This is a genomic window from Rickettsia japonica YH, from assembly GCF_000283595.1.
GTDB lineage: Bacteria > Pseudomonadota > Alphaproteobacteria > Rickettsiales > Rickettsiaceae > Rickettsia > Rickettsia rickettsii.
Map to the genome: position 1 here is coordinate 854112 of NC_016050.1, position 21803 is coordinate 875914.

The window sequence follows — 21803 nt, forward strand, 5'->3', positions numbered from 1 at the left end:
CTATAGATATTAAGCCTATGCCTATAGCCCGTTTTTATTCTCTGTTTAAACTTTTTTGTTTTTTTTCGTATCCCAACACAATTTTTTCTAAAAAGTTAATTTATAGCAAGGTTATATTGAGAAGATTTCAAGTCAAGGAAAAAGTTACAATGTGTTATGATTATACTTATTTAAAACTTCTTTGACTAATGAAGTTGTTATTTTTCTTTTGGAAATTAAAGCAAAATAGTTAATATTGTCTAATATTTCTATAATTTTAGAATATTCCCTAGGCAAATTTACTAAAAGAAAATCTATTATTTGTCCGGATATTGTTACCGAAGAAATAGCAAAATGCTTAAATATTAGAATTTTGATTAATTCATCGTCAGGTGAGTTTAATAGAATACTAAGTACTGATTTAATACGTGAAGATAAATCGGGTAAAGTAAAATTTCTGCTTTTATCAGATGCGGTAAGTAAAAGATATTTTTGTTTTTCGTTAATAATATTAAATATATGAAGTAATGTCGGCTCTTGCCAGTTTTCAATATCTTCAATGATGAAAGCATTATATTTGTCTGAAATTTCTTCATTAAAAAAAATATCTTTAATAATATAGGCATTGCTTAAATTTTGCCATATTTTGGTTAAATAAGTTTTGCCTGACGAAGAAGGTCCTTTAATTAATAAAGTAAATTTATAAGGGTTAACGCCAAAGCCGCACTGCCAATTTTTTATAATATTATAAGCTTGATCGTTAGAACTAGAAACAATAAATTCATCAGGATGATATTTATTAGAAGTAATAAAACGAAATATATATTGCTGCACTGTTATAAGAATTTTTTAGTCGTCTATTTGGTAGAATTTGCTAGATTTATAAAATTTAATTAGATTCAAAAGTAAAATTTTTGTAATCCCTGCAATCGGTATAGCAAAAAATATTCCAATAATTCCCAATAAACTGCCGCAGGCAAAAATTGAGAATATAATCCAAAGAGGATGCAACCCTATTTTATCACCGATAATTTTAGGGGTGAAAATATAGGACTCGCAAATATTTCCAACTAGATAAATTATCATTATATATAGTAATTTGGTAGTTACACCAAAAGTTAAATAGCCGATAATTAGAGTTAAAAGAAACGATATAAAAGTACCAAGGAAAGGAATAATAACTAAAAATCCTGTTAAAATGCCAAGTAAAAGAGCGAGATCAATACCTATTACGGTAAATGCAATACTATAATAAGTAGATAATAATAAGCAAATATTTAGCTGTCCTCTTATGTAAGCAGATAACAGATTATTAATTGCCGATAATATTTCAAGGATTTTCGGTCGGGTTTTTATAGGTAATAATGATTTCATGTTTGCAATAATTTTAGCCCAATCACGTAGGAAATAGAATAATATTATAGGTATAAGTAAAAATAAAACAAATATGTTAATAGTTATAATAGTATAACGCCAAAAATTATTAGCAATACTGCCAAGTATAGTAAATATACTATTTATAAAATTGCTTAAAGAATTCTTGATTTTATCGGCAATATCAGGTTCTATCGAATAAATTTTTACCATTATAGGCGGTAATATTTCTGCCTGTAAATAATTGTTATATTTTGGAATATTATTGATAAAAGTAAAAATTTGTCCATAAATTATCGGCACTAAAATAGTTAAGCTTAAGAAAAATATGCTCAAAAATATCAGATAAATTATGCTTGATGCAAATTTATTTGATATTTTAAATTTTGATGCGATAAAACCCATAGCAGGTTGTAGTAAGTAAGATATTATAAATGCGATAAAAAATGGCTTTACTGCGTCTGAAATTAGCATAAAACCGCTGATAAAAAGCCCTAAAAAAACTAGCCAAAATATAACGGTTCTATTCATTATTATTTTCCTCATTTTCTATACGAAGATCAACTTCAAAAAGAGCTAGGAGTTTACAAGGCGAAGATCACAGCGTATACTTAATAAGTAAGAATTGAAGCTCTTGTAAAACGACGACGCCAATTTTTGAAGTTGATCGAGTATTAAGGTTTTTTAACTACTTGTACGGTAGCAGGACGAAGTAGTCTATCTCTAATTTTATATCCTGATTGCATTAAAGTAATAATACTATTCGGTGCATGATCAGGATGTTCTATCTGTGCAATTGCATTATGTAAATTATAGTCGAACATTGATCCTATTTCCGGCTTTATTTCTTCAATATGATGTTTATGAAAGACTTTGTCTAGCTCGTCTTTAGTCATCTGAATGCCTGCAATAATATTTGTGACTTCTACATCAGAATTTGCCGGTTTATGTGCTAATGCTCTTGAAAGATTATCACTAACATTTAGTAGTTCTTTAGCAAATGTAGCAATTGCATAATCTTTTGCTTCGTCACGTGCTTTTTCTAAACGCTTTCTTGTATTGTCTATTTCAGCAGTAGTTCTTATTAGCTTATCTTTTAGCTCTTCAATCTCGGCTTTTAACGCTGTTATCTCCGGATTTGCTGTTTCAACTATCTCTTCAGCAATATCATTTATTGTTTGTTCATTATTTTCTATATTATCGTCTATCATATTATTTACTTTATATTTATGTTCTTTTTTGAGATATATATATATATAATAAAAATTTTTTCAATGGTATACTCGTTTAATTTGAAAAATTGGTGTCGTTGTTTCGTATTGTTTTATCCTCACTTACTAGTATGTACGCTGTGGTCAAAAAATATGAAACGCCTTACTCTGTTCCAAATTAAACTTCGTCTACTATTTATTTTTACTTATGGAGTACAAATTGTATTATGAGACAGTCAGGAAGAAAAAGCAATCAATTACGTCCTATTTCATTAGAGTTATCCCCGCTTATTAATGCGGAAGGTTCATGTCTTATTAAAATCGGTAATACACATGTCATGTGTAGTGCTACTTGTGAAACTACCGTACCGCCATTCTTGAGGGGACAAAATCAAGGCTGGATTACTGCCGAGTACGGTATGCTTCCCGGTTCTACATCACAGCGTATTAAAAGAGAAGCGGCATTTGGGAAACAAGGCGGAAGAACGCAAGAGATACAGCGTTTAATAGGTAGGGCGATGCGATGTGTAATTGACGTGAGGAAACTCGGCGAGAGGCAAATTATCATAGATTGTGATGTTATTAATGCTGACGGCGGTACTAGAACTGCAGCAATAACAGGGAGCTACGTAGCATTGCACCTAGCTATTAGGTCATTGATGAAAAAGAGAGTTTTAAAGGTGAACCCGTTAATTAGTCAAATTGCAGCTATTTCTTGCGGTATATATAAAGGTGAGGCGATACTAGATTTGGATTATTTAGAAGATAGTGATGCGGACGTGGATAGTAATTTTGTGTTTGCAGGTAACGGTAATTTAATCGAAGTACAAGGCACGGCAGAGAAAAATCCTTTTTCCGAAGAGCAGTTTTTAGCAATGTTAAAACTTGCTAAAGGCGGAGCTGCGGAATTATTTACACTACAAAATCAGGTACTGATTGGGTCTTAGAAAGTTGCTAAGTGGATCAGTGTTCCCGTCATTGCAAAAAATGCTAATTTATAGCCTTTTTTGATTATTGCTCTGGATTGCCGCATCGCTTTGCTCCTCGCAATGACGGTGCATGTATCCACGCAACCAATCTTCCACGAGAAGAACGTATTTATTAAGCGTATGGATTATCATCAAAAGCAATATGTTCACCTGATAATATAATTATCTTATCTCGATTGGTATTATTTATAAATACCTTATGATTAAGATCTGTTACTTTAACACTACTATGTGGTCCTAAGATTAATTCCGCAACATTGCCTAGGCTTTCAAACGTAACACGCTGATTAGCTCCAATTGTTGTTTTATTTGGGATATATTAATATTTGCTGTTCTACTTTCTTCGGTAAAAGTAATAGTTCTATATTTTGGATAGTTCATATTTTCCTCTTTGAATGAATTTTAAGTTATAAAATCATTACCACAATATTCCATATACTACTTCAATTAAAAATTTTTTAACCTAGCTCGCTACTCAATTTATAATTGCTATTATAGTGTATTTTTTAAATTTAAGCGGCTATGGTATTAAGATTATATTATTGTCTAGTATGCCTTATAATTATTTTTTATATTAATAAGGTACATGCTTCGGCATGGTTGTTAGAGCAGGGAAGAGATAGATATATTGTAGGAGGGTAATAAAGTTAATAAGATATCAAAAAACGAGAAAAAGCAAAGAGAAGAAGTCGTTTTATACATAAGAGAAAGAGTAGCTTATCTATGGGAATACCTCAAAAAAGTAAGCGATCAGCCGAGTCTTCATGCAAAAATCTTACGACAAATAAAAAGATTAGAGCAGAAGATAGTAGAATTATCCTCTGATCAATATGAGCAATTTGTAAGTAGTACTGTAGAATACAGTATTACCGATACTCAAAATATTGGAGTACATTTTTTGTACAAAGAAGATAAATTTTTGAATGAAAAAAACATAAGCACGGATGCTTCTATTTACTATAAATTGAAGCTATTTGAAGATAAAGATTTTGTTATTGCGGCTCAGCCTAAAATTTTAATGAGTAAGAGTAAAAAACTTAAAGAAGATTTTTTAGGCGAGATATCTCTAATAATTGGAATGTCTAAAAATATCCGCCCTGTTAATATTTTTAATCAAAATATATTTAGCTTTGGACATTCAATTAATATTGGTTCTAAGAAGATGTATTATAATTTTTCTACTTGTGAAGGGATTAAATTTAAAAATGGCATAATGCTTACAAGTTTTACAAAATACCATACTCGGCAAAATTATGGCTATGTATATGATAGTTCAGTTTATGAGCAGTTAGGAATTGCAAAGATAATTAATTTTGGTAAAGAGAATAGAAACTTGTTAACTGCTCAAATCGGTCATTTTTGGGATCGCAGTCTTTCAAATTAAGAAATATAAAATATCAGGTATAAATTTTTCAGCATGGTTAGATGTATAAATGAAGATATAATATTACAGATAATCAGAGATAAAAACTTATTAGGTAAAAAACAAGCTACTAGTTTAAAAGCTATGATCGAAAAAGCAATTATCGATAATGAGATAATGATTGATATATTATATGAAAATAGAATATTGCCGCTAATAAGCAATATTTCTTATATTAAAATTTATAATTATTCTTATATACAAGCCTATGTAGTGAATGGTTATTGTAATATGAAGATGTTCACGGTAATACAATAACTGCTATAAATGCTCTAAAAATATTGTTGAGTAATAATAATATTTTTAGATCTATAATGCTGATCAAGAAATATTATTTTTATAAATTATTAGAAAAAAATTTCGCCCATTTAACTAGTATCAAAGCAAAATATGCTCTTGAATTTAAAGTCGGACCGATTATTGCTAAGAATATTAATTATACCAATAAAATAATAATATTTTTCGTTGTGTTTATAGCCACATTGATTTATCTGCCGGTTTTATTTCATGTTGCTAATAATATAAGCTATTGTTTGCAAAATATTTTAAAATCTCTGTTATGTATAAGGGCAGTAAGAGAATCGCATTCGGTAGGGTTGCATGGATTGAAAAGCGTATTCGGTGTCATACCGTGGTTTGACCACGGTATCCAGAAAATAATTAAAAATACTAATATTAGTATTTTTAACTGGATCCCGCGATCAAGTCGCGGGATGACAGAGGTGGAATCGCTTCACAAAACAAGTAGTACTAAAAATCATTCGGTGGAATCACAAAAATTAATTATCCAAAAGATAAGCTAGGCGTTAAAATTATTATCGAAGATGATGATTATCTAATGATTAAAGAAATAGTGTTATATAATTTACCGTCTTATTTTCATGTTATATCTGTTCCGAAAAGTCTACCAAGCACTAAGCCGAAAGCCCTTAATTATGCTCTAGAATATTCACGTGGCGAGTATCTAGTAGTATATGATGCTGAAGATAAACCTGAACAGCTACTTAAAGCTCTAGAAATGTTTAAAAACTTGCCTCTAGAATATGCTTGTCTTCAAGCTAAGCTTAATTTTATAATAAAAATGAGAATATTTTAACCAAAATGTTGAATATAGAATATAGTTTATGGTTTGAATATATCTTGAAAGGATTAAGTTTGCTAGAACTTTCTACACCTCTTGGGGGTACTAGTAATCATTTTAAAACGGATATATTAAATAAGCTTGGCGGATGGGATTCTTATAATGTAACAGAAGATGTCGAGCTTGGTATAAGAATTTACTCACAGAACTATAAAGTAGCTATTTGTGATTCCTATACTCTAGAAGAAGCTCCGAATAGTTTAGGTAATTGGCTAAATCAAAGATCACATTGGATTCAAGCTTTTTGCAAACATTTTTGGTATTTAAAGCACAAAAAGATAAATGCCAAAAGTTTACTTTATTGCAAGTAATAACAATTTATATTTTCATCGGCTTATCTACTTATAATTTTTGGAGTTTACCCTTTATAATATTTTCTATTGTTATAAATAAAAATTCTCTCTTTTATATCTATATGGTACAGCTCTGTATATATTAAAAAATTCTTTAAAAAGCGGAAAAGTAAAATTTCAGGATATAGTAGCTTTGAGCTTATGGGCTAGTTATTTTATATTACATACTGTAGCGTAATATAAAGCAGTATTTGAAATAATTTTCTGCCCTTTGAATTTGAAATGGAGTAAAACTAAACACGGCACTAGTTTAGAGGATTTTGAGAAAGAATAGACCTCTAATAAAAAAAATTTTATTCTTGCCCCTTGAACTAACAAAAATAAAATATATATAGTATGTACATTTAAAGATTTAATAATTGGAGGTTAAAATGTCTTTTAAACCATTACATGATAGAATTGCAATAAAGCCTATCGAACAAGAAGAAAAAACTAAAGGTGGAATTATTATTCCGGATACTGTAAAAGAAAAGCCGATGCAAGGTGAAATAGTAGCCGTAGGTAATGGTATTCGTAATAAAAAAGGCGAAATTCATCCTTTAGAGCTAAAAGTAGGCGATAAAGTTTTATACGGTAAATGGGCAGGCACCGAAATTGAAATTAACGGCACCAAACTGATCGTTATGAAAGAAAGCGACGTATTTGGTATTATTAATTAATTATTTATTTTAAGGAGAAATTAAATATGGCAACAAAACTTATTAAACACGGCTCAAAAGCTCGTGAGCAAATGTTAGAAGGCATTGATATACTTGCAGATGCAGTAAAAGTTACTTTAGGTCCAAAAGGCAGAAATGTACTTATCGAGCAATCATTCGGTTCACCGAAAATTACAAAAGATGGTGTGACGGTTGCAAAATCGATCGAGTTAAAAGATAAAATTAGAAATGCAGGAGCTCAGCTATTAAAATCAGCTGCTACAAAAGCTGCAGAAGTAGCCGGTGATGGTACCACTACAGCTACGGTGCTGGCTAGAGCTTTGGCTCGTGAGGGTAATAAGCTAGTAGCTGCCGGTTATAATCCTATGGATTTAAAGCGTGGTATGGATTTAGCGGTAAACGCAGTAGTAGAAGAAATTAAAAAATCCAGTAAAAAAATCAATAGCCAAGAGGAAATCGCACAAGTCGGTACTATCTCTTCAAACGGTGATAAGGAAATCGGTGAGAAAATTGCTAAGGCAATGGAGGAAGTCGGTAAAGAAGGCGTGATAACTGTTGAAGAAGCAAAGAATTTTAGCTTCGATGTTGAAGTAGTTAAAGGTATGATGTTTGATAGAGGTTATCTATCACCGTATTTTGTAACGAATTCCGAGAAAATGGTTGCTGAGCTTGAAAATCCTTTCATCTTACTATTTGAGAAAAAATTATCAAATTTACAACCGATGTTACCTATACTTGAGGCTGTAGTACAATCACAACGCCCGCTATTAATTATTGCTGAGGATGTTGAGGGCGAAGCTCTTGCAACGCTTGTAGTCAATAGATTACGTGGTGGTTTAAAAGTTGCGGCAGTAAAAGCTCCCGGTTTTGGCGATAGAAGAAAAGCAATGATGGAAGATATTGCTATCCTAACTAAAGGTGAGCTTATTACTGAAGATTTAGGTATGAAGCTTGAAAATGTGAGTATTAAGAGTCTAGGGACGGCAAAAAGAGTAACAATTTCTAAAGAAAATACCGTAATTGTTGACGGTAACGGTGATAAGAAAAATATTGAAGATAGAGTATTACAAATTAAATCTCAAATAGCTGAAACTACTTCTGATTATGATAAAGAAAAACTACAAGAGCGTTTAGCTAAACTTTCCGGCGGTGTTGCCGTATTAAAGGTTGGCGGTGCTACGGAAGTTGAAGTGAAAGAGCGTAAAGATCGTGTTGAAGATGCACTTGCTGCTACAAGAGCGGCAGTTGAGGAAGGTGTTGTTGCCGGTGGCGGTGTAACATTACTTCATGCATCACAACCTTTAACAAAGCTTAAAGTAGAGAATAAGGATCAACAAGCAGGTATTGAAATAGTAATAGAAGCTTTAAAGGATCCGCTAAAACAGATTGTTGAAAATGCTGGTGAAAACGGTGGCGTAGTAGTTGGTAAATTACTAGAACATAAGGATAAAAATTATGGCTTTAATGCTCAAGATATGCAATATGTCGATATGATTAAAGCAGGAATTATTGATCCGGCTAAAGTAGTGCGTACTGCACTTCAAGATGCTGCTTCTGTTGCTTCGTTAATTATTACCACGGAAACTTTAATTGTTGACGAACCTTCTGATAAGGCAGAGCCAATGCCAATGCGTGGCGGTATGGGAGGCATGGGTGGTATGGATTTCTAAGTCTATATCTCTATAAGATAGGTTATGCAATAGATCTAATAAACCTGTTTTATTGTATTGCTCGTTCCCCTCATTGTAAGGAGGCATTGTTGCGTGGATCGCAAAACCTGTTCAATGTCATATCGTGGCTTGACCATGGTATCCAGAAAAAAATACTAATAATATTAGCATTTTAAACTGGATCCTGCTACAAGCTCGCAGGATGACAATTAAGAAACTGGTCCACGCAGGCAATTCCTGCTCTGCAATGACGATTTTAACAACGTTGTACAACACATTATTAAGTCGCAGTAGGACACTGAAAAGCTGATTTATGCAACAAATGGGTTTTAAAGCGATTCTTTGCCTAATTTGAAAATAAACTCTTTAATAAAACTCTTCCTCAAAAAATAAAATATAGAATTTCTTGTAATTATTTAATGAGTGCAAATATTTTTTAATTAATTATAATAGCTCAACCTTTGGTATTTATCCTATGAGACTGTTAACAAAATAATTTTAAAGTTCATTAAATTCTTTTTAACTGCAAATTATAAGATTTTTTTGAAAATAGGGATATTTATTACTGTAAAAATCTTATTAATTTTCGTTTAAAAATCTCTTTAATTATCAATTAAAGTTATTTTGTTAACAGCCTTATATAGGATGATCAAAAGGTTTAAAGCGGTTTTACGCTTTAATTATTAAGAATAGATTTCTTGTTGTAGTTATAGGCAAGGTTAATCTATAATGTATAGATTCGTTTAATTTAAAAAATTAGTAATAACAGTTTCTAGCTTTTGGTCGGTTAAACTATGCCAACTAAAATTAGTAAGGTTTTAGAAAAATTACTATTCTTATTTTAAAAAAGTCTTATAATTTATACAGTTAAGAAAGACTAAAATAAGATAATTTAAATTTTATATATAAAACTTAAAAAATGAGGTTCTAAAAGCAATCTAAAGGATAAAAGATAAAATAATAGGGTAGGGTAGTGCGAAGCTCGCCACAAGCTTAATTTTTCCTATTAATATCAACTAAAGCTGGGTTTTATTAATATTTACTAAAAATAGCAAATTAATTAGAAATATTAATAGAACTTAATTAAGTTTATTGCTTTAATTGGTGTGTAGTTATTGTAAGTATAACTATTAACTGAATTAGTATAAATTAAAGAGGTAGTTTTGCTTCAAAGGGTTATTAAACATTTAAATCACAATTTATCTAAAAATGATATTGCTGCTCAAATAATAGGTAGGATCAAACATCCAATATCAATTTTATATAAATTATATCGTAAGGGTATAAAGTTAGAAGAATTAACAGATATTTTTGTGATAAGCATAGTGGTAATAGATGAAGAGAAATGTTATAAAGCTTTAAAAGTAGTTCATGATCTTTATGAGTATGAAAAGGATAAATTTACAAATTATATTATTAATCCTAAGCCAAACGGCTATCAATCTTTGCATACTATTATCACAACTGAGGATAATTATAAAATAGAGATACAAATATGTGATCGTAAGATGCATTATCATGCAGAGAGCGGTGAAGCTGCACAATTGGAAATATAAAAATAGTTTTTAGCTGATATACTACTTCTTTTAAAAGGAGTATATGCATACAATTAGTATAAAATATTTTTATAAGAAAATTAATAAGATTTTAGAAAAACATGATATTTATTTTTTAAATTTATCGATAATCAATGGTTAAGCACAAGTTAAATTATATCTTGATTTTTAAATAGGATTATATTTTTGTGATTTTTTTACACAGTTACATTACATTAATATTAATCTTTATTAACATTGAATATATTTAATAATCGCTAGTATCTTAAGTAAAAATATAAAAATAGTTAATAAAACTTAATAAAAAGAAAAGCATTTTTTATTTATTCTCAAATATTTTTTCACTTTAGTGGTTTATAATTTCTTGCAATGTATTAAAAATTTAGTAAGCATTATTAATTGCAAAGATAGATTGTTATTCAATCTATTTTTATATATTGCAATACAATTGAAATTAAAGGTAAATTATGACTAAAAAACTAGTGGATAACAAAATAGCTCCTAATAAAGCAGAGTACGATAAGAAATTTTCGCATGTCTTAGGTATTACCACATATCATGGGGCAGTAACCTTACCGAAGACAATGGCTTGAGTTTGCGAAGAATTAAAGTTGTTAAAGGATAGCTCACAGAAAAATGAGATGGAAGGAGGAAAAAATCCTTTCCTGGCTATGTGGACTTTCCTGATGATACTCTAAGTACACCGACAATTCAAGAGGGACATCTTCTTAGCGGTGGAAAAGAAGATGAGAGAGATCGTGGTTATACATATGCGATCACTGATCATCCTAATGACTTTTCTCAAAGACTAACTTTGAATGAGCTTAAGACATTTTTTGAAAATATAAGCCAAGAAAAACCATTTTGGAGCCATACATTACCTGCTTCTACGGATCATTCAATAATTCTTCTGGAAAGAGAAGCAGGATTTCGCGTTCTTTTCTTTTAGAAAGATGGATAGTCGCTGACCGGCATGGCATTTCATCAATCATGGGTTCTTGAATATGAAGCAAGTTTAGGCGGGCATGGCCATGGCCATGGATACCATCATCACGATGCTTAATTAAGCTTTAAAGCAACTTAGTAGCGAGTGGTTATGCGCTAAGCGACTCAAAGCTTTGTTGTTCGGATACCCAAGTCGTCATTTCGAGGAAAAATTGAAAATTTTGACAAAGCAATCTCGGACCAAAATCTTGAGATTGCCATGCTCCTTTTAGTTGCTTGCAATGACGGTTTAGTATCCACGCAACAAAGCTTAAATTCTTGCGTTACTATCTACTCAAAGCTTTTAGGCCTTCCTTTAAGCCGTCTTTTATAAATGAAATTTTAGCTTGTTTGCCGTCTGCGGTAATTAGTTCTATATAATTATCGTTTGATAAAATCATGTCTAGTTCGTCTTTTGTAATAATAGCTAAAGCCTGACAGCCGTTTACTGTACAATTGACGTATTTTCCGGCTGCTATTCGTTTGTCACCGCTATTAATAACTGTACCTGCCAGAATTTGAACATTTGACGGGACTATTTCTATTATTTTTAATTCCTGTTCTTCTTGTTCCCCATTAAAATAACCTATGTGATAAATGGCTAATATTTCCGTTTCTTTATCTTTCTCTAGATTATTAATTTGTTGTGATAAGAAGCAAAGTTGTTTTTTCTCATTATTAAGAGTACAATTTAAAGTCCAAGCTCCGTACTTTTTTGGTGCTGTTGATGCGTTGACGTTTTGTATGCTATACAAAACAAAAGTGCCGGTTATTATAAATAATCCAATAAAAACAAAAGCAATTTTTTTTATACAATCTTTCATATAATTTTTAACCTTTTTAAAATATTTTCTTTTCCTAAAATTTCTGCAATCTCAAATACGCTAGGTGATGCAGTCATACCTGTTATTAAAGCTCTTACCGGTTTCATAATGTCATTCAGCTTTAAGTCGTTTGCTGCTGCTATTTCTTTAAATTTATTCTGTACGGATTCCTTATCAAACTGCTCAAGTTCGCTTAAGTTTTCTATAATTTGTTTGATTAAATTCTTATCGCAATTTTCTATAATTTCTTTTGAATCTTGGTTGTAGGTGATAGGAGAATCTACTAGATAAATTTGAGCAAGGCGTGTTAGTTCTAGTAATGTTTCACTTCTAACTAACAAGCTTGGCATTGCTTGTTTGATATAGCCTATTTCTTGCTCACTAACCTTAAACTTCTTCGGCAACTCTACTGTTAGGGGTAATTTGTACGTCAATCCGGTACTCGCATCCTCACGTATGTCTATATACGCTGCGGTTCTGCGTTCCGTGTTTCCTTCAAATTCCTTCCTATAAGCGAGCTTCCGAAGAAGTTTATTATAATTTTGTTCCAATATCTCTACAGTCTTTGAAGTTAAGTTATCATTGTCAAGCATTCTTAAGTAATGAGCGTTAAGGCTATTCATCTTAGCAAAATCAAGCTTAGAAGGTGATTTACCGAGTGAATCAAGATTAAACCAGTCTATAGCCTGAGTCATTGAGATAATTTCATCATTGCCGTGACTCCATCCAAGACGCAGTAAATAATTACATAAACTTTCCGGTAAATACCCCATATCCTTATAAGCTTCAACGCCTAATGCTCCATGCCTTTTGGATAATTTTGTTCCGTCTGCTCCATGAATTAACGGTATATGAGTCATGCTCGGTACTGCATATCCGAAAGCCTGATAAATAGCGAGTTGCCTTGCTGCATTGGTTAAATGATCGTCACCTCTAATAATATGAGTTATACCCATATCATGATCGTCTACTACAACGGCTAGCATGTAAGTAGCAGTGCCGTCTGCTCTTAATAGTACCATATCGTCTATATGAGAGTTTTCAATTACTACCTTACCTTGTAAAGTGTCATGAATTGTTATACTACCCTCTCTTGGAGTTTTTAGACGTATTACCGGCTTAATATCAGTAGGATAGATAGATGGATCTTTGTCACGCCACTCGCTATTAAAAATAAAATGCTGTTTATTTTCTAAAGCTTGTTGTCGCTGTCTTTCTATTTCTTCTTGGCTAGTAAAACAATAATATGCTTTACCGTTTTGCAGTAATTTTAGTGCAGCTTCTTTATAAAGATTATGACGTTTAGACTGGAATATAACCTCACCGTTCCAATCAAGCCCTAGCCATTTTAGACCTGAGAATATAGCTTCTACCGCTTCTTTAGTTGACCTTTCTTTATCAGTGTCTTCAATGCGAAGCAAGAACTGACCGTTATGATGCCTTGCGAACAAATAATTAAAAAGGGCGGTTCTTGCCGAACCTATATGTAAAAACCCCGTCGGTGACGGAGCAAATCTAGTAATTACGTTATTATTCATTTATTATCTTTTTTAAATATATACTAAGAACTGTGTCATACCGTGGCTTGCCACGGTATCCAGAAAACAACTAAACATACTAATAATATTAGTATGTTTAACTGGATCCTGCGATCAAGTCGGCTGTGTTGCATGGATCAGTTTTTGCGTCATTGCGAGGAAATTGCATAGCAATTGACGAAGCAATCCAGTAAAAAATGCTAAAAATTAGCATTTTTTTATTATTTTTCTGGATTGCCACGCTCCTTACAGTCGCTCGCAATGACGATTCGGTACTCATGCAACAAGGCTGATCAAGTTAGCTAGGATAACACATACTCTTTCTCCCCAAACACATAAAATAATTTACGTCTATATCATCGCTTAATTTCCACTCATTTTTAACCGGATCATATACCAAGCCTTTCAGCTCTTTAATTTCAATTTTGGTATCCGTAAGCATTTCGTAAATTTCCAACGGTTTTAGGAATTTGCTATAATCATGAGTGTTTTTTGGTACCCAACCTAAAATATATTCGGCAACTATTATTCCAAGTATATAAGCTTTTTTAGTACGGTTAATCGTAGAAATTATTGCCATACCGTTTGGCTTAATATGCTTCACCAAATTTAGTATAAATTGCTGTACGTTTTCTACGTGTTCAATAACCTCAAGACAAATTACCACATCATATAGCTTGTCACTTGCTAATTCTTCTATAGTAGATTGTAAATAATTTATCTTTACGCCGTTTTCCTTAGCATAAGCAGTTGCCGTTTCAATATTACTTTGCAGTGCATCAATGGCTGTAACGTTAAAACCTTGAGCCGCTAAAGGCGTTGCAATTAACCCTCCACCGCAACCGACGTCTAATATTTCTAATTTAGAAATATTGTTAGACATCTTCTCACACTCTACTTCTATAGGTAATTTGTGCTTCAATCTGCTGCTCGCATCCTCACGTACTGCTATGTACGCTGCGGTGCTGTGCTGCATGTTTCCTACAAATTCCTCTCTATAAGCGAGTTTGGAAAGGTGTCTATTGTAATGCGTAGTTATTTTCTCTATTATATATTCAAGGCGAATAGGGTTTATTCGGTGTAAGATACTGAATTCTCCGTCCTTATTCCACCAATTATGAGAAATTTTCTCAAATTTTTCTAATTCTTTTTTATCGATTGAAGACATAGTCTATGATTCTTTCCAATGTCATCCCGTGGCTTGACCACGGGCTCCATAAGTACAGCCTAAGAACTTTAGTGGATCCCGTGGTCAAGCCACGGGATAACAAGAGGCCATACAACAAACATATATAATATACTCAGATGACTTTAATAATACTAGCATTAATTTTAATTAGCTGCATATTTGCCCCGCTTGGCTGCATTGCCCTATGGAAGAGATATATTTATTTCGGTGACGGGCTTGCTCATAGTAGTTTTTTAGTGGCTAGCATAAGTATTATAGCACATGTTCCATTAATATATTCAGGAATAATAGTTGCAATTCTTTTTTCGTTTTTTGTGTTTATTTTTAAAAATAATTCTGAAAAAAACGCAGTTATTAATTTGATTTCTAGCTTTATGCTAGCTGTTGCTTTAGTTATTAATTATTTTACTTCTTTGCAGAATAATATAGTAAATTTGTTGTTTGGGGATATTTTATCCGTATCTTTTAATGATTTGATGATACTTGCAATAGTGCTAATAACTATTATAGGCTTTATAGTATATTTTTATAATCAAATTCTTCTTATCATTATCAATAGAGATATTGCCGTCATAAAAGGCTTAAAGGTTAATATTATTGAGCTAATATTTTTACTTCTTCTCTCATTATCGGTATTTTCTGCTATAAAGATTGTCGGAGTACTTATGGTAACTGCTATTTTACTTATTCCTGCAATGATTGCACGGTTTGTAGCATATAGCCCCTCCCAGATGATTATAATATCAATTCTTATATCTTTATTTATTAATTTTTGTGCTGCATTTAGCTCTTTCTACTTTGATTTACCTTTAACTCCATTGTTTATTATATTAGGTACGTTTATTTATGGTTTGTTGTATTTAAAGTGATTATTATGAACAAAAATGAATTTACTGAATATGTCAAAGAATTGTTAGAACAATATGGTTCAGTAGCCGTTCGTGTAATGTTTGGTGGATATGGTATATATAAGGGTGGTGTTATGATAGGAATTATTAAGAGCAATGAATTATATTTTAAGTCAGACCTAAGCACTTATGAATATTTTCAATCTTTCGGTTCTGAGTCATTTGTATATCAAAGTAAAGGAACTCTATCATATTGGAAGGTGTTATCTGAAATTATGGAGGATCAAGAGTTATTAGGTAAGTGGTTTAAATTAGTTTTGAATGTTGCTATTAATAGTCAAAAGAAACAATAAATGTCGCCCCGTGGTTTGACCAGCGTTGTTGTGTGTGACGTTTTTTTCCGTCATTGCGAGAAGACGCCATAGGCGTCGACGACGAAATCTCAGGCACGATTCCTGAGATTGCCACGCTCCTTGCAGTCGCTCGCAATGAAGTTAGAATCTATCCACGTTTTTCATAATCTCAAGATAATCAATTTTGCCGCTTGTAAGTAGAGGTATTTCTGAATCGGTAATAATTACTTTCGGTAAATGTAGTAAAGAAATTTGAGCTTTAGATACAGTATCTGCAAAGTTCTCTCTATTTATATTGGAACCGGTAGTAAGTAAAATAATCTTTTCTTCGTGCGTTTTATCGGGAATAGAAATAGCAGCGTGCAAGGAATCAGGATCAATTTCGCTTGCAAGTTCTTCAATTTTTGTAAGAGATATCATTGCCCCTGCTATTTTAGCAAAGTGTTTTAAACGTCCTAGAATTGTTATATATCCTTCAGAATCGATTTTGACTATATCGCCTGTGTCGTACCATTCTTTATAAGTACGGTGACCTTCTAAGTCCAAGTAACCAAGCATGATGTTAGGACCCTTAATGAATAAACGTCCCCCTTCATTTATTCCCTCTACTTTCTCAAGCTTATAATCAATTTTCGGTAATAATCTTCCTACCGTGCCTGCTTTATTATGCATAGGGGTATTGCAAGCTATAATAGGTGAGGCTTCTGTAATCCCATATCCTTCAAAAATACGTATGCCATACTTATTAAGCCAAAATTGTCGTGTAGATTCTTTTAATTTCTCGCTACCGGCAAATATATAGCGTAATGAGTAAAAATCATATGGGTGCGCGTAATTAGCATAACCGTTTAAAAAAGTATCGGTAGAAATTAATATAGTTGCTCCAATATCGTATATAACTTCAGGAATGCTACGATAATTTAGTGGAGAAGGATATAGAAACAGCTTAATACCGTTGAAAGTTGTAATAATTGCACCACTAAGACCAAAACAATGAAATAGCGGTAGCGCATTAAATACTATATCTTCAGGGCTAAAAGGTACTTTAGCAGTTATTTGATATCTATTAGTTTGTAAATTTCTGTGAGATAATAATACGGCTTTAGGTTCACCTTCAGTACCCGAAGTAAAAATTATCACTGCCGGTTTTTCGTCATCACGATTACGACAAAAATAATTGTAATAAGTTTGGGCACAATAACTTCCTATTTTTGCTTTTAGTTTTAGAGCTGTACCAATCTGATTTTTAAAATCTTCTAAATATATTATTTTAATACCGAAATCTAATAAGTTAGTTATTAATTCATGTAAATTTACTTTCTCAATAAATTGTTTTGAAGTGTAAACTACTTTAATTTGTGCAAGTTTACAGGAGTTAATAATAGTATTTATGCCGCTGCTCCAGTTAATTATAGCAGGAACATAACCGCTAGATTGCATAGCGTAAAAAGTAATTAACGTATTCGTGGTATTAGGCAACATTAAGCCTAAATTTCTGCCAAAGATATTATTCTTTTTGATTAAATCACCTAGGATAAAAGATTTTAATATTAAATCTCGATAAGTAACCGCATTATTTTCAAAATCATCAACTATTTTTTTCTTAAATCCATGAATTTTAGCAGCTTCTATAAGAGATGAGAATACAGTATTTTTATAGTCTGAACTCTCAAACATCATGTCAGCCATGATATCATAAAGAGTCCTAGATATATAACTGCGTCGTTCTTGATTGCTTGTAGCATCCATATTAGCAAATTTTACCGGCGGTAAAACGGTTATAGTAATTTTAGGAAATATTTTTCTTTTTAATATGTTTTTTAATTTTGATAAATGAGTAAATTGAGTACCGTCTATTCTAACCGGTAAGACGGTAGCACCGGCTTTATCGGCAATCATTCCCGGTCCTTCGTATATTTTCATTAAAGAGCCGGTAACGCTTATTCTACCTTCAGGGAAAATTGCTACTTTCTGATCCTTTTGTACTTCTTTTACTAAAGTCTTTATTGCCATTGGGTTACTTGGATCAACCGGCAAAGTTCTTGCCATACGTAAAAACGGTTTAATCCACCATATTTTTTGTATATCGGGACTAATTGCAAAAGTCATTTCTTCTCGTAAGTAAGTAGCAATTAGCGGCGGATCTAGATATGAAATATGGTTAGCGACCACTACTACTTTTTTACCTGCTTTTTGAAAATTTTCAAATCCTTTAACTTCAACCTTATACATAAGATCAAAACAGATTTGGAATATTCTTCGCAATAGCTTAAATGGAATAATTTTAACTTCAGGTATTAAACGGTAAATATGTATAGTAACAATTATATTAGCTAGGCTAATAAATAATATAATCCAGGGTATAGTGAAATTTAGGTAAAATAATAAAGATAGAATTATTGTTGATCCCACCATGAAAATGGAATTGATAAGATTGTTAACGGCAATAATTCGACTACGATGAGTAGGGTTTGCGTAATGCTGTAATATCGCAAAAAGAGGAACGATATATAATCCGCCTATTGCCGCTAAGAACAATAAATCTATAACTATGCGCCAATTATGTCTTTTCGATAAAAATACTAAAATACTTTTTAGCTGAGTAGGTTCGTAGTTAACTGAGCTAATTCTACTTGCAAAGAATAAATCAATACCGAAAATACTAATGCCTAGGGCTGAAATAAATAGATATTTAACGGTAATCTCATCTTCAAATATTTTGCTACATAAAAACGAACCGATCCCAACACCAAGCGAGAAAACCGCTAAAAATAAATTAGCAACATTCTCATCAGCTTTAAAAGTTATCTTAGCAAGTAAAGGTATTTGAGAAATTATAGCAGCTCCGATAAACCAAAACCATGAAATACCAAGTATAGCTAAATATATCTGTTTTTTTGCTTTGGCATATTTAATCATATTTATGCTTTCATCTATAATATTAAAATTTATTTTAATATCACGATTTACATTTTTAGATTTTTGGGAAAAAAGGCTTGTAATAAAGCCGAGAAAAGCGATGGTAATTAAAGAATAAATTATAAAATTATTGCTGATTGTATAATAGCTGCCGATTATAGTACCGATAAAAATACCGATAAAAGTTCCGGCTTCAACAAAGCCGTTAGCTCCAAGTAGTTCGTCTTTATTTAGGTGATCAGGTAATACGCTATATTTGATTGGACCGAAAAAAGTAGAATGTATACCCATTAAGCAAATAGAACAAAACAGGATTAACAGATTATTATGATGAAATCCATAAATTGCAAAGGCAATTATACCGATTTCACAAATCTTAATAATTTTAATAAGATTTGCACGCTCGTATTTATCGGCAATTTGTCCTGCTATGCTTGCGAATATTATAAAAGGTAATACAAAAGTAGCATTAGCAATTAAAACAAGTAGATTATTATATTTACCTAAAGCTCCTGAAATACCATAAGTTATAAGGATTACCAGAGCATTTTTTAATATATTATCATTAAGACAACCGCATAACTGCACTATAAAATTCGGTAAAAATCGTCTATCTTTGAAAAGATATAATTTGTTTGTGTCCATGATATAAAATATTTTAAATGCCAATTTTATTGGGTGACTCTTATGTCATTCCCGTGAAAACAGGAATCCAGTAATTAAAAAATATAAATACAGTAAGTTTTTAAAACTAAAAACTTGATTTATCTCGTTTTACCCTGGATTCCCGCGTAGGCGGGAATGACATAAGCAAGCTATGCAACAAAACCTAAACTCCCCAAATATTAGCAATTTATATTAATATGTCAAATGTGGTGCTTATTTACTTTTTGTTTCTAAGCGTCTTGATTTTATTAATGCATCTACAAGAGAAATGTTTTCGTCCGTAGAATCAGTGTAATTTTTTACTATTGTTTGTAATGCAGATAAAGCTTGGTTTGTAGTATCTTTCGTTTTAACTTTCTTTCTTCTTTGTAAATTCTTTTTTAAGGCAGTTGATAAATTATCAAATTTAGCCGGTGATTTGGCTTTTTTCGGTGCTTCTTTGATAGCTTTGGTAGATGACATAAATAATTATCTTTTCACATTAGCATTATTATATTATATTATGGGTATTTTGGAAAATAAAACTATAAGTAATCTATGAATCAAAGTAATATAATCTCTCCTGAGTTACTGGATGAGAGAAGAAATATTGCAAGGCAAGGGGGCGGTGAAGCTAGGATCAACGCACAACATCAAAAAGGTAAGTTAACTGCACGAGAACGCATAGAAGTATTATTAGATCCGGATAGCTTTACCGAAACAGGTATGTTTGTATCCCATAGATGCAATAATTTTGGGATGCAGGATAAAAAGTTTTTAGGTGACGGCGTTGTAACGGGACACGGTACGATAAACGGTAGGTTGGTATTTATTTATAGCCAAGATTTTACCGTACTCGGCGGCTCTCTCGGCGAATATCATGCTAAGAAAATCTGTGATATTATCAATCAAGCTATAGAAACTGGTGCTCCCGTAATCGGTATTAACGACTCAGGGGGAGCAAGAATTCAAGAAGGGGTTGATGCTCTAGCCGGATACGGTGAATTATTTCAGCGTAATGTTTTAGCGTCGGGTGTCATCCCTCAAATTACCCTAATTATGGGCCCTTGTGCCGGTGGTGCGGTATATTCTCCTGCCTTAACCGATTTTATATTTATGGTTAAGAATAGTTCTTATATGTTCGTAACCGGTCCCGATGTAGTAAAAACCGTTACGGGTGAAGAAGTAAGCCAAGAAAAGCTCGGCGGTGCTAGGATGCATACCACTAAAAGCGGTGTTGCCGATCTTGCATTTAACAATGATATAGAAGCATTGCTTGAAATTCGTAAATTCTTTAATTTTCTTCCGTCATCCAATCGTAGTCCTCTTCCTGTTCGTTCGACTGTTGATCCTGCCGATAGAGTTGATATGTCTCTTAGCACGTTAATACCTAACACTCCTAATAAACCTTATGATATGAAAGAGCTTGTTGAGCGTATCGTTGATGAGGGAGAATTTTTTGAACTACAACCTGATTTTGCTAAGAATATCATTATTGGCTTTGGTTATATGGAAGGTTATCCGGTAGGATTTGTGGCTAATCAGCCTTTGCATTTAGCAGGATGTTTAGATATAAATGCCTCAAGAAAAGCAGCAAGATTTGTTAGATTTTGTGATGCTTTCAATATTCCTATAGTAAGCCTTGTTGATGTGCCTGGATTTCTGCCTGGTACATCCCAAGAGCATGACGGTATTATTAAACACGGGGCTAAGCTGTTATACGCTTATGCGGAAGCTACAGTGCCGAAGATTACTGTAATTACCCGTAAGGCTTATGGAGGTGCTTATATAGTTATGAACTCCAAGCATCTTAGAGGCGATATAAACTATGCTTGGTTTAATTCGGAAATCGCTGTTATGGGGGCAGAGGGAGCAGCCGAGATAATATTTAAGGAAGAATGCAAAAACCCTGAAGCTAAAAAACAAAAAATAGATGAATATAGGAAAGTAGTAACTTCGCCTTTTGTTGCGGCATCTAGGGGATATTTGGATGATATTATAAGACCGCAAAATACCAGATGGCGAATATGTAAGGCGTTAAATTTCCTGCGTACTAAAAAAGTAGAACTGCCTTGGAAGAAGCATGATAATTTGCCGCTTTAGCTGTCATCCCGTGGCTTGACCACGGGATCTCAGAATATACAGTCT

The 21803-nt window shown here is 32.4% G+C and carries 21 protein-coding genes and 1 pseudogene; 14 read left to right on the forward strand and 8 right to left on the reverse strand.

The genetic code is table 11. The features are described from left to right. Nucleotides 1-144: 144 nt before the first annotated feature. The 3 genes from RJP_RS04660 to grpE form a co-directional block, all read right to left on the reverse strand. Nucleotides 145-813: an HdaA/DnaA family protein gene (locus RJP_RS04660; RefSeq protein ID WP_014120937.1), complete on the reverse strand. Its 669-nt coding sequence runs from the start codon at nt 811-813 to the stop codon at nt 145-147. A 15-nt stretch (nt 814-828) separates the two neighbouring features. Then, entirely contained in the window at nt 829-1884 is a 1056-nt protein-coding gene (locus RJP_RS04665) for an AI-2E family transporter (protein ID WP_014014612.1), read from the reverse strand. Nucleotides 1885-2027: 143 nt separating this feature from the next. After that, nucleotides 2028-2564 (reverse strand): nucleotide exchange factor GrpE, encoded by a 537-nt coding sequence (gene grpE, locus RJP_RS04670; RefSeq protein ID WP_014120939.1) that lies wholly within the window; start codon nt 2562-2564, stop codon nt 2028-2030. 227 nt (nt 2565-2791) lie between these two features. On the opposite strand from grpE, the gene rph reads away from it, so the two are divergent. The 11 genes and pseudogenes from rph to RJP_RS04710 all read left to right on the forward strand — a co-directional run bounded on the left by rph (nt 2792) and on the right by RJP_RS04710 (nt 11304). Then, nucleotides 2792-3511: a ribonuclease PH gene (rph, locus tag RJP_RS04675; protein WP_014120940.1), complete on the forward strand. Its 720-nt coding sequence runs from the start codon at nt 2792-2794 to the stop codon at nt 3509-3511. A gap of 940 nt (nt 3512-4451) precedes the next feature. Beyond that, complete coding sequence (locus RJP_RS04680) at nt 4452-4937, forward strand: hypothetical protein (protein ID WP_024704610.1); 486 nt, start codon at nt 4452-4454, stop codon at nt 4935-4937. Nucleotides 4938-4970: 33 nt separating this feature from the next. Next, entirely contained in the window at nt 4971-5234 is a 264-nt protein-coding gene (locus RJP_RS10625; protein WP_225981242.1) for a hypothetical protein, read from the forward strand. A gap of 23 nt (nt 5235-5257) precedes the next feature. Beyond that, a complete protein-coding gene (locus RJP_RS10630; protein ID WP_231839091.1) occupies nt 5258-5779 on the forward strand; it encodes a hypothetical protein in 522 nt (173 codons plus the stop codon). A gap of 35 nt (nt 5780-5814) precedes the next feature. Next, the gene (locus RJP_RS10635) at nt 5815-6072 is read left to right on the forward strand and encodes a glycosyltransferase family protein (RefSeq protein ID WP_024704611.1); all 258 of its coding nucleotides are present in this window, start codon (nt 5815-5817) and stop codon (nt 6070-6072) included. 5 nt (nt 6073-6077) lie between these two features. Beyond that, the gene (locus RJP_RS10640; RefSeq protein ID WP_024704612.1) at nt 6078-6428 is read left to right on the forward strand and encodes a glycosyltransferase family 2 protein; all 351 of its coding nucleotides are present in this window, start codon (nt 6078-6080) and stop codon (nt 6426-6428) included. Nucleotides 6429-6841: 413 nt separating this feature from the next. After that, nucleotides 6842-7129: a co-chaperone GroES gene (locus tag RJP_RS04695; RefSeq protein WP_014014607.1), complete on the forward strand. Its 288-nt coding sequence runs from the start codon at nt 6842-6844 to the stop codon at nt 7127-7129. A 26-nt stretch (nt 7130-7155) separates the two neighbouring features. Further along, a complete protein-coding gene (gene groL, locus RJP_RS04700) occupies nt 7156-8799 on the forward strand; it encodes a chaperonin GroEL (protein ID WP_012151120.1) in 1644 nt (547 codons plus the stop codon). A gap of 1163 nt (nt 8800-9962) precedes the next feature. Then, nucleotides 9963-10368: pseudogene (locus RJP_RS04705) on the forward strand (bifunctional (p)ppGpp synthetase/guanosine-3',5'-bis(diphosphate) 3'-pyrophosphohydrolase). Between the two features lie 454 nt (nt 10369-10822). Continuing rightward, the gene (locus RJP_RS11080) at nt 10823-10948 is read left to right on the forward strand and encodes a hypothetical protein (RefSeq protein WP_261792618.1); all 126 of its coding nucleotides are present in this window, start codon (nt 10823-10825) and stop codon (nt 10946-10948) included. Between the two features lie 80 nt (nt 10949-11028). Beyond that, nucleotides 11029-11304 carry a hypothetical protein gene (locus tag RJP_RS04710; RefSeq protein WP_014120943.1) on the forward strand — a complete coding sequence of 92 codons (276 nt, stop codon included), beginning with the start codon at nt 11029-11031 and terminating at the stop codon, nt 11302-11304. A gap of 322 nt (nt 11305-11626) precedes the next feature. On the opposite strand, the gene RJP_RS04715 is transcribed toward RJP_RS04710, so the two are convergent. The 3 genes from RJP_RS04715 to ubiG all read right to left on the reverse strand — a co-directional run bounded on the left by RJP_RS04715 (nt 11627) and on the right by ubiG (nt 14869). Then, nucleotides 11627-12163 (reverse strand): invasion associated locus B family protein, encoded by a 537-nt coding sequence (locus RJP_RS04715; protein ID WP_014120944.1) that lies wholly within the window; start codon nt 12161-12163, stop codon nt 11627-11629. Next, on the reverse strand, nt 12160-13701 hold the full coding sequence (gene gltX / locus RJP_RS04720; protein ID WP_014120945.1) for a glutamate--tRNA ligase: 1542 nt from the start codon (nt 13699-13701) through the stop codon (nt 12160-12162). Before gltX ends, RJP_RS04715 begins: the two co-directional genes overlap by 4 nt. Nucleotides 13702-13999: 298 nt before the next feature. Beyond that, nucleotides 14000-14869 carry a bifunctional 2-polyprenyl-6-hydroxyphenol methylase/3-demethylubiquinol 3-O-methyltransferase UbiG gene (gene ubiG, locus RJP_RS04725; RefSeq protein ID WP_014120946.1) on the reverse strand — a complete coding sequence of 290 codons (870 nt, stop codon included), beginning with the start codon at nt 14867-14869 and terminating at the stop codon, nt 14000-14002. A gap of 137 nt (nt 14870-15006) precedes the next feature. Here ubiG and RJP_RS04730 point away from each other — a divergent pair, with 137 nt between their 5' ends. Both RJP_RS04730 and RJP_RS04735 read left to right on the forward strand, forming a co-directional pair. After that, nucleotides 15007-15759 (forward strand): metal ABC transporter permease, encoded by a 753-nt coding sequence (locus RJP_RS04730; RefSeq protein WP_014014600.1) that lies wholly within the window; start codon nt 15007-15009, stop codon nt 15757-15759. 5 nt (nt 15760-15764) lie between these two features. Further along, nucleotides 15765-16091 carry a TfoX/Sxy family protein gene (locus tag RJP_RS04735; protein ID WP_014120947.1) on the forward strand — a complete coding sequence of 109 codons (327 nt, stop codon included), beginning with the start codon at nt 15765-15767 and terminating at the stop codon, nt 16089-16091. Nucleotides 16092-16232: 141 nt separating this feature from the next. On the opposite strand, the gene RJP_RS04740 is transcribed toward RJP_RS04735, so the two are convergent. Both RJP_RS04740 and RJP_RS04745 read right to left on the reverse strand, forming a co-directional pair. After that, nucleotides 16233-19655: an acyl-[ACP]--phospholipid O-acyltransferase gene (locus tag RJP_RS04740; RefSeq protein ID WP_024704613.1), complete on the reverse strand. Its 3423-nt coding sequence runs from the start codon at nt 19653-19655 to the stop codon at nt 16233-16235. A gap of 234 nt (nt 19656-19889) precedes the next feature. Further along, complete coding sequence (locus tag RJP_RS04745) at nt 19890-20138, reverse strand: hypothetical protein (RefSeq protein ID WP_014014597.1); 249 nt, start codon at nt 20136-20138, stop codon at nt 19890-19892. Nucleotides 20139-20213: 75 nt separating this feature from the next. On the opposite strand from RJP_RS04745, the gene RJP_RS04750 reads away from it, so the two are divergent. Beyond that, nucleotides 20214-21758: an acyl-CoA carboxylase subunit beta gene (locus tag RJP_RS04750; RefSeq protein WP_014120949.1), complete on the forward strand. Its 1545-nt coding sequence runs from the start codon at nt 20214-20216 to the stop codon at nt 21756-21758. Nucleotides 21759-21803: the final 45 nt, after the last annotated feature.

Coding starts and splice junctions, on each gene's coding strand:
- RJP_RS04665 (WP_014014612.1), bottom strand. CDS start 1,884: ATGAATAGAACCGTTATATTTTGGCTAGTTTTTTTAGGGCTTTTTATC.
- grpE (WP_014120939.1), bottom strand. CDS start 2,564: ATGATAGACGATAATATAGAAAATAATGAACAAACAATAAATGATATT.
- rph (WP_014120940.1), top strand. CDS start 2,792: ATGAGACAGTCAGGAAGAAAAAGCAATCAATTACGTCCTATTTCATTA.
- RJP_RS10625 (WP_225981242.1), top strand. CDS start 4,971: ATGGTTAGATGTATAAATGAAGATATAATATTACAGATAATCAGAGAT.
- RJP_RS10635 (WP_024704611.1), top strand. CDS start 5,815: ATGATTAAAGAAATAGTGTTATATAATTTACCGTCTTATTTTCATGTT.
- RJP_RS10640 (WP_024704612.1), top strand. CDS start 6,078: ATGTTGAATATAGAATATAGTTTATGGTTTGAATATATCTTGAAAGGA.
- RJP_RS04695 (WP_014014607.1), top strand. CDS start 6,842: ATGTCTTTTAAACCATTACATGATAGAATTGCAATAAAGCCTATCGAA.
- groL (WP_012151120.1), top strand. CDS start 7,156: ATGGCAACAAAACTTATTAAACACGGCTCAAAAGCTCGTGAGCAAATG.
- RJP_RS11080 (WP_261792618.1), top strand. CDS start 10,823: ATGACTAAAAAACTAGTGGATAACAAAATAGCTCCTAATAAAGCAGAG.
- RJP_RS04715 (WP_014120944.1), bottom strand. CDS start 12,163: ATGAAAGATTGTATAAAAAAAATTGCTTTTGTTTTTATTGGATTATTT.
- gltX (WP_014120945.1), bottom strand. CDS start 13,701: ATGAATAATAACGTAATTACTAGATTTGCTCCGTCACCGACGGGGTTT.
- ubiG (WP_014120946.1), bottom strand. CDS start 14,869: ATGTCTTCAATCGATAAAAAAGAATTAGAAAAATTTGAGAAAATTTCT.
- RJP_RS04730 (WP_014014600.1), top strand. CDS start 15,007: ATGACTTTAATAATACTAGCATTAATTTTAATTAGCTGCATATTTGCC.
- RJP_RS04735 (WP_014120947.1), top strand. CDS start 15,765: ATGAACAAAAATGAATTTACTGAATATGTCAAAGAATTGTTAGAACAA.
- RJP_RS04740 (WP_024704613.1), bottom strand. CDS start 19,655: ATGGACACAAACAAATTATATCTTTTCAAAGATAGACGATTTTTACCG.
- RJP_RS04745 (WP_014014597.1), bottom strand. CDS start 20,138: ATGTCATCTACCAAAGCTATCAAAGAAGCACCGAAAAAAGCCAAATCA.
- RJP_RS04750 (WP_014120949.1), top strand. CDS start 20,214: ATGAATCAAAGTAATATAATCTCTCCTGAGTTACTGGATGAGAGAAGA.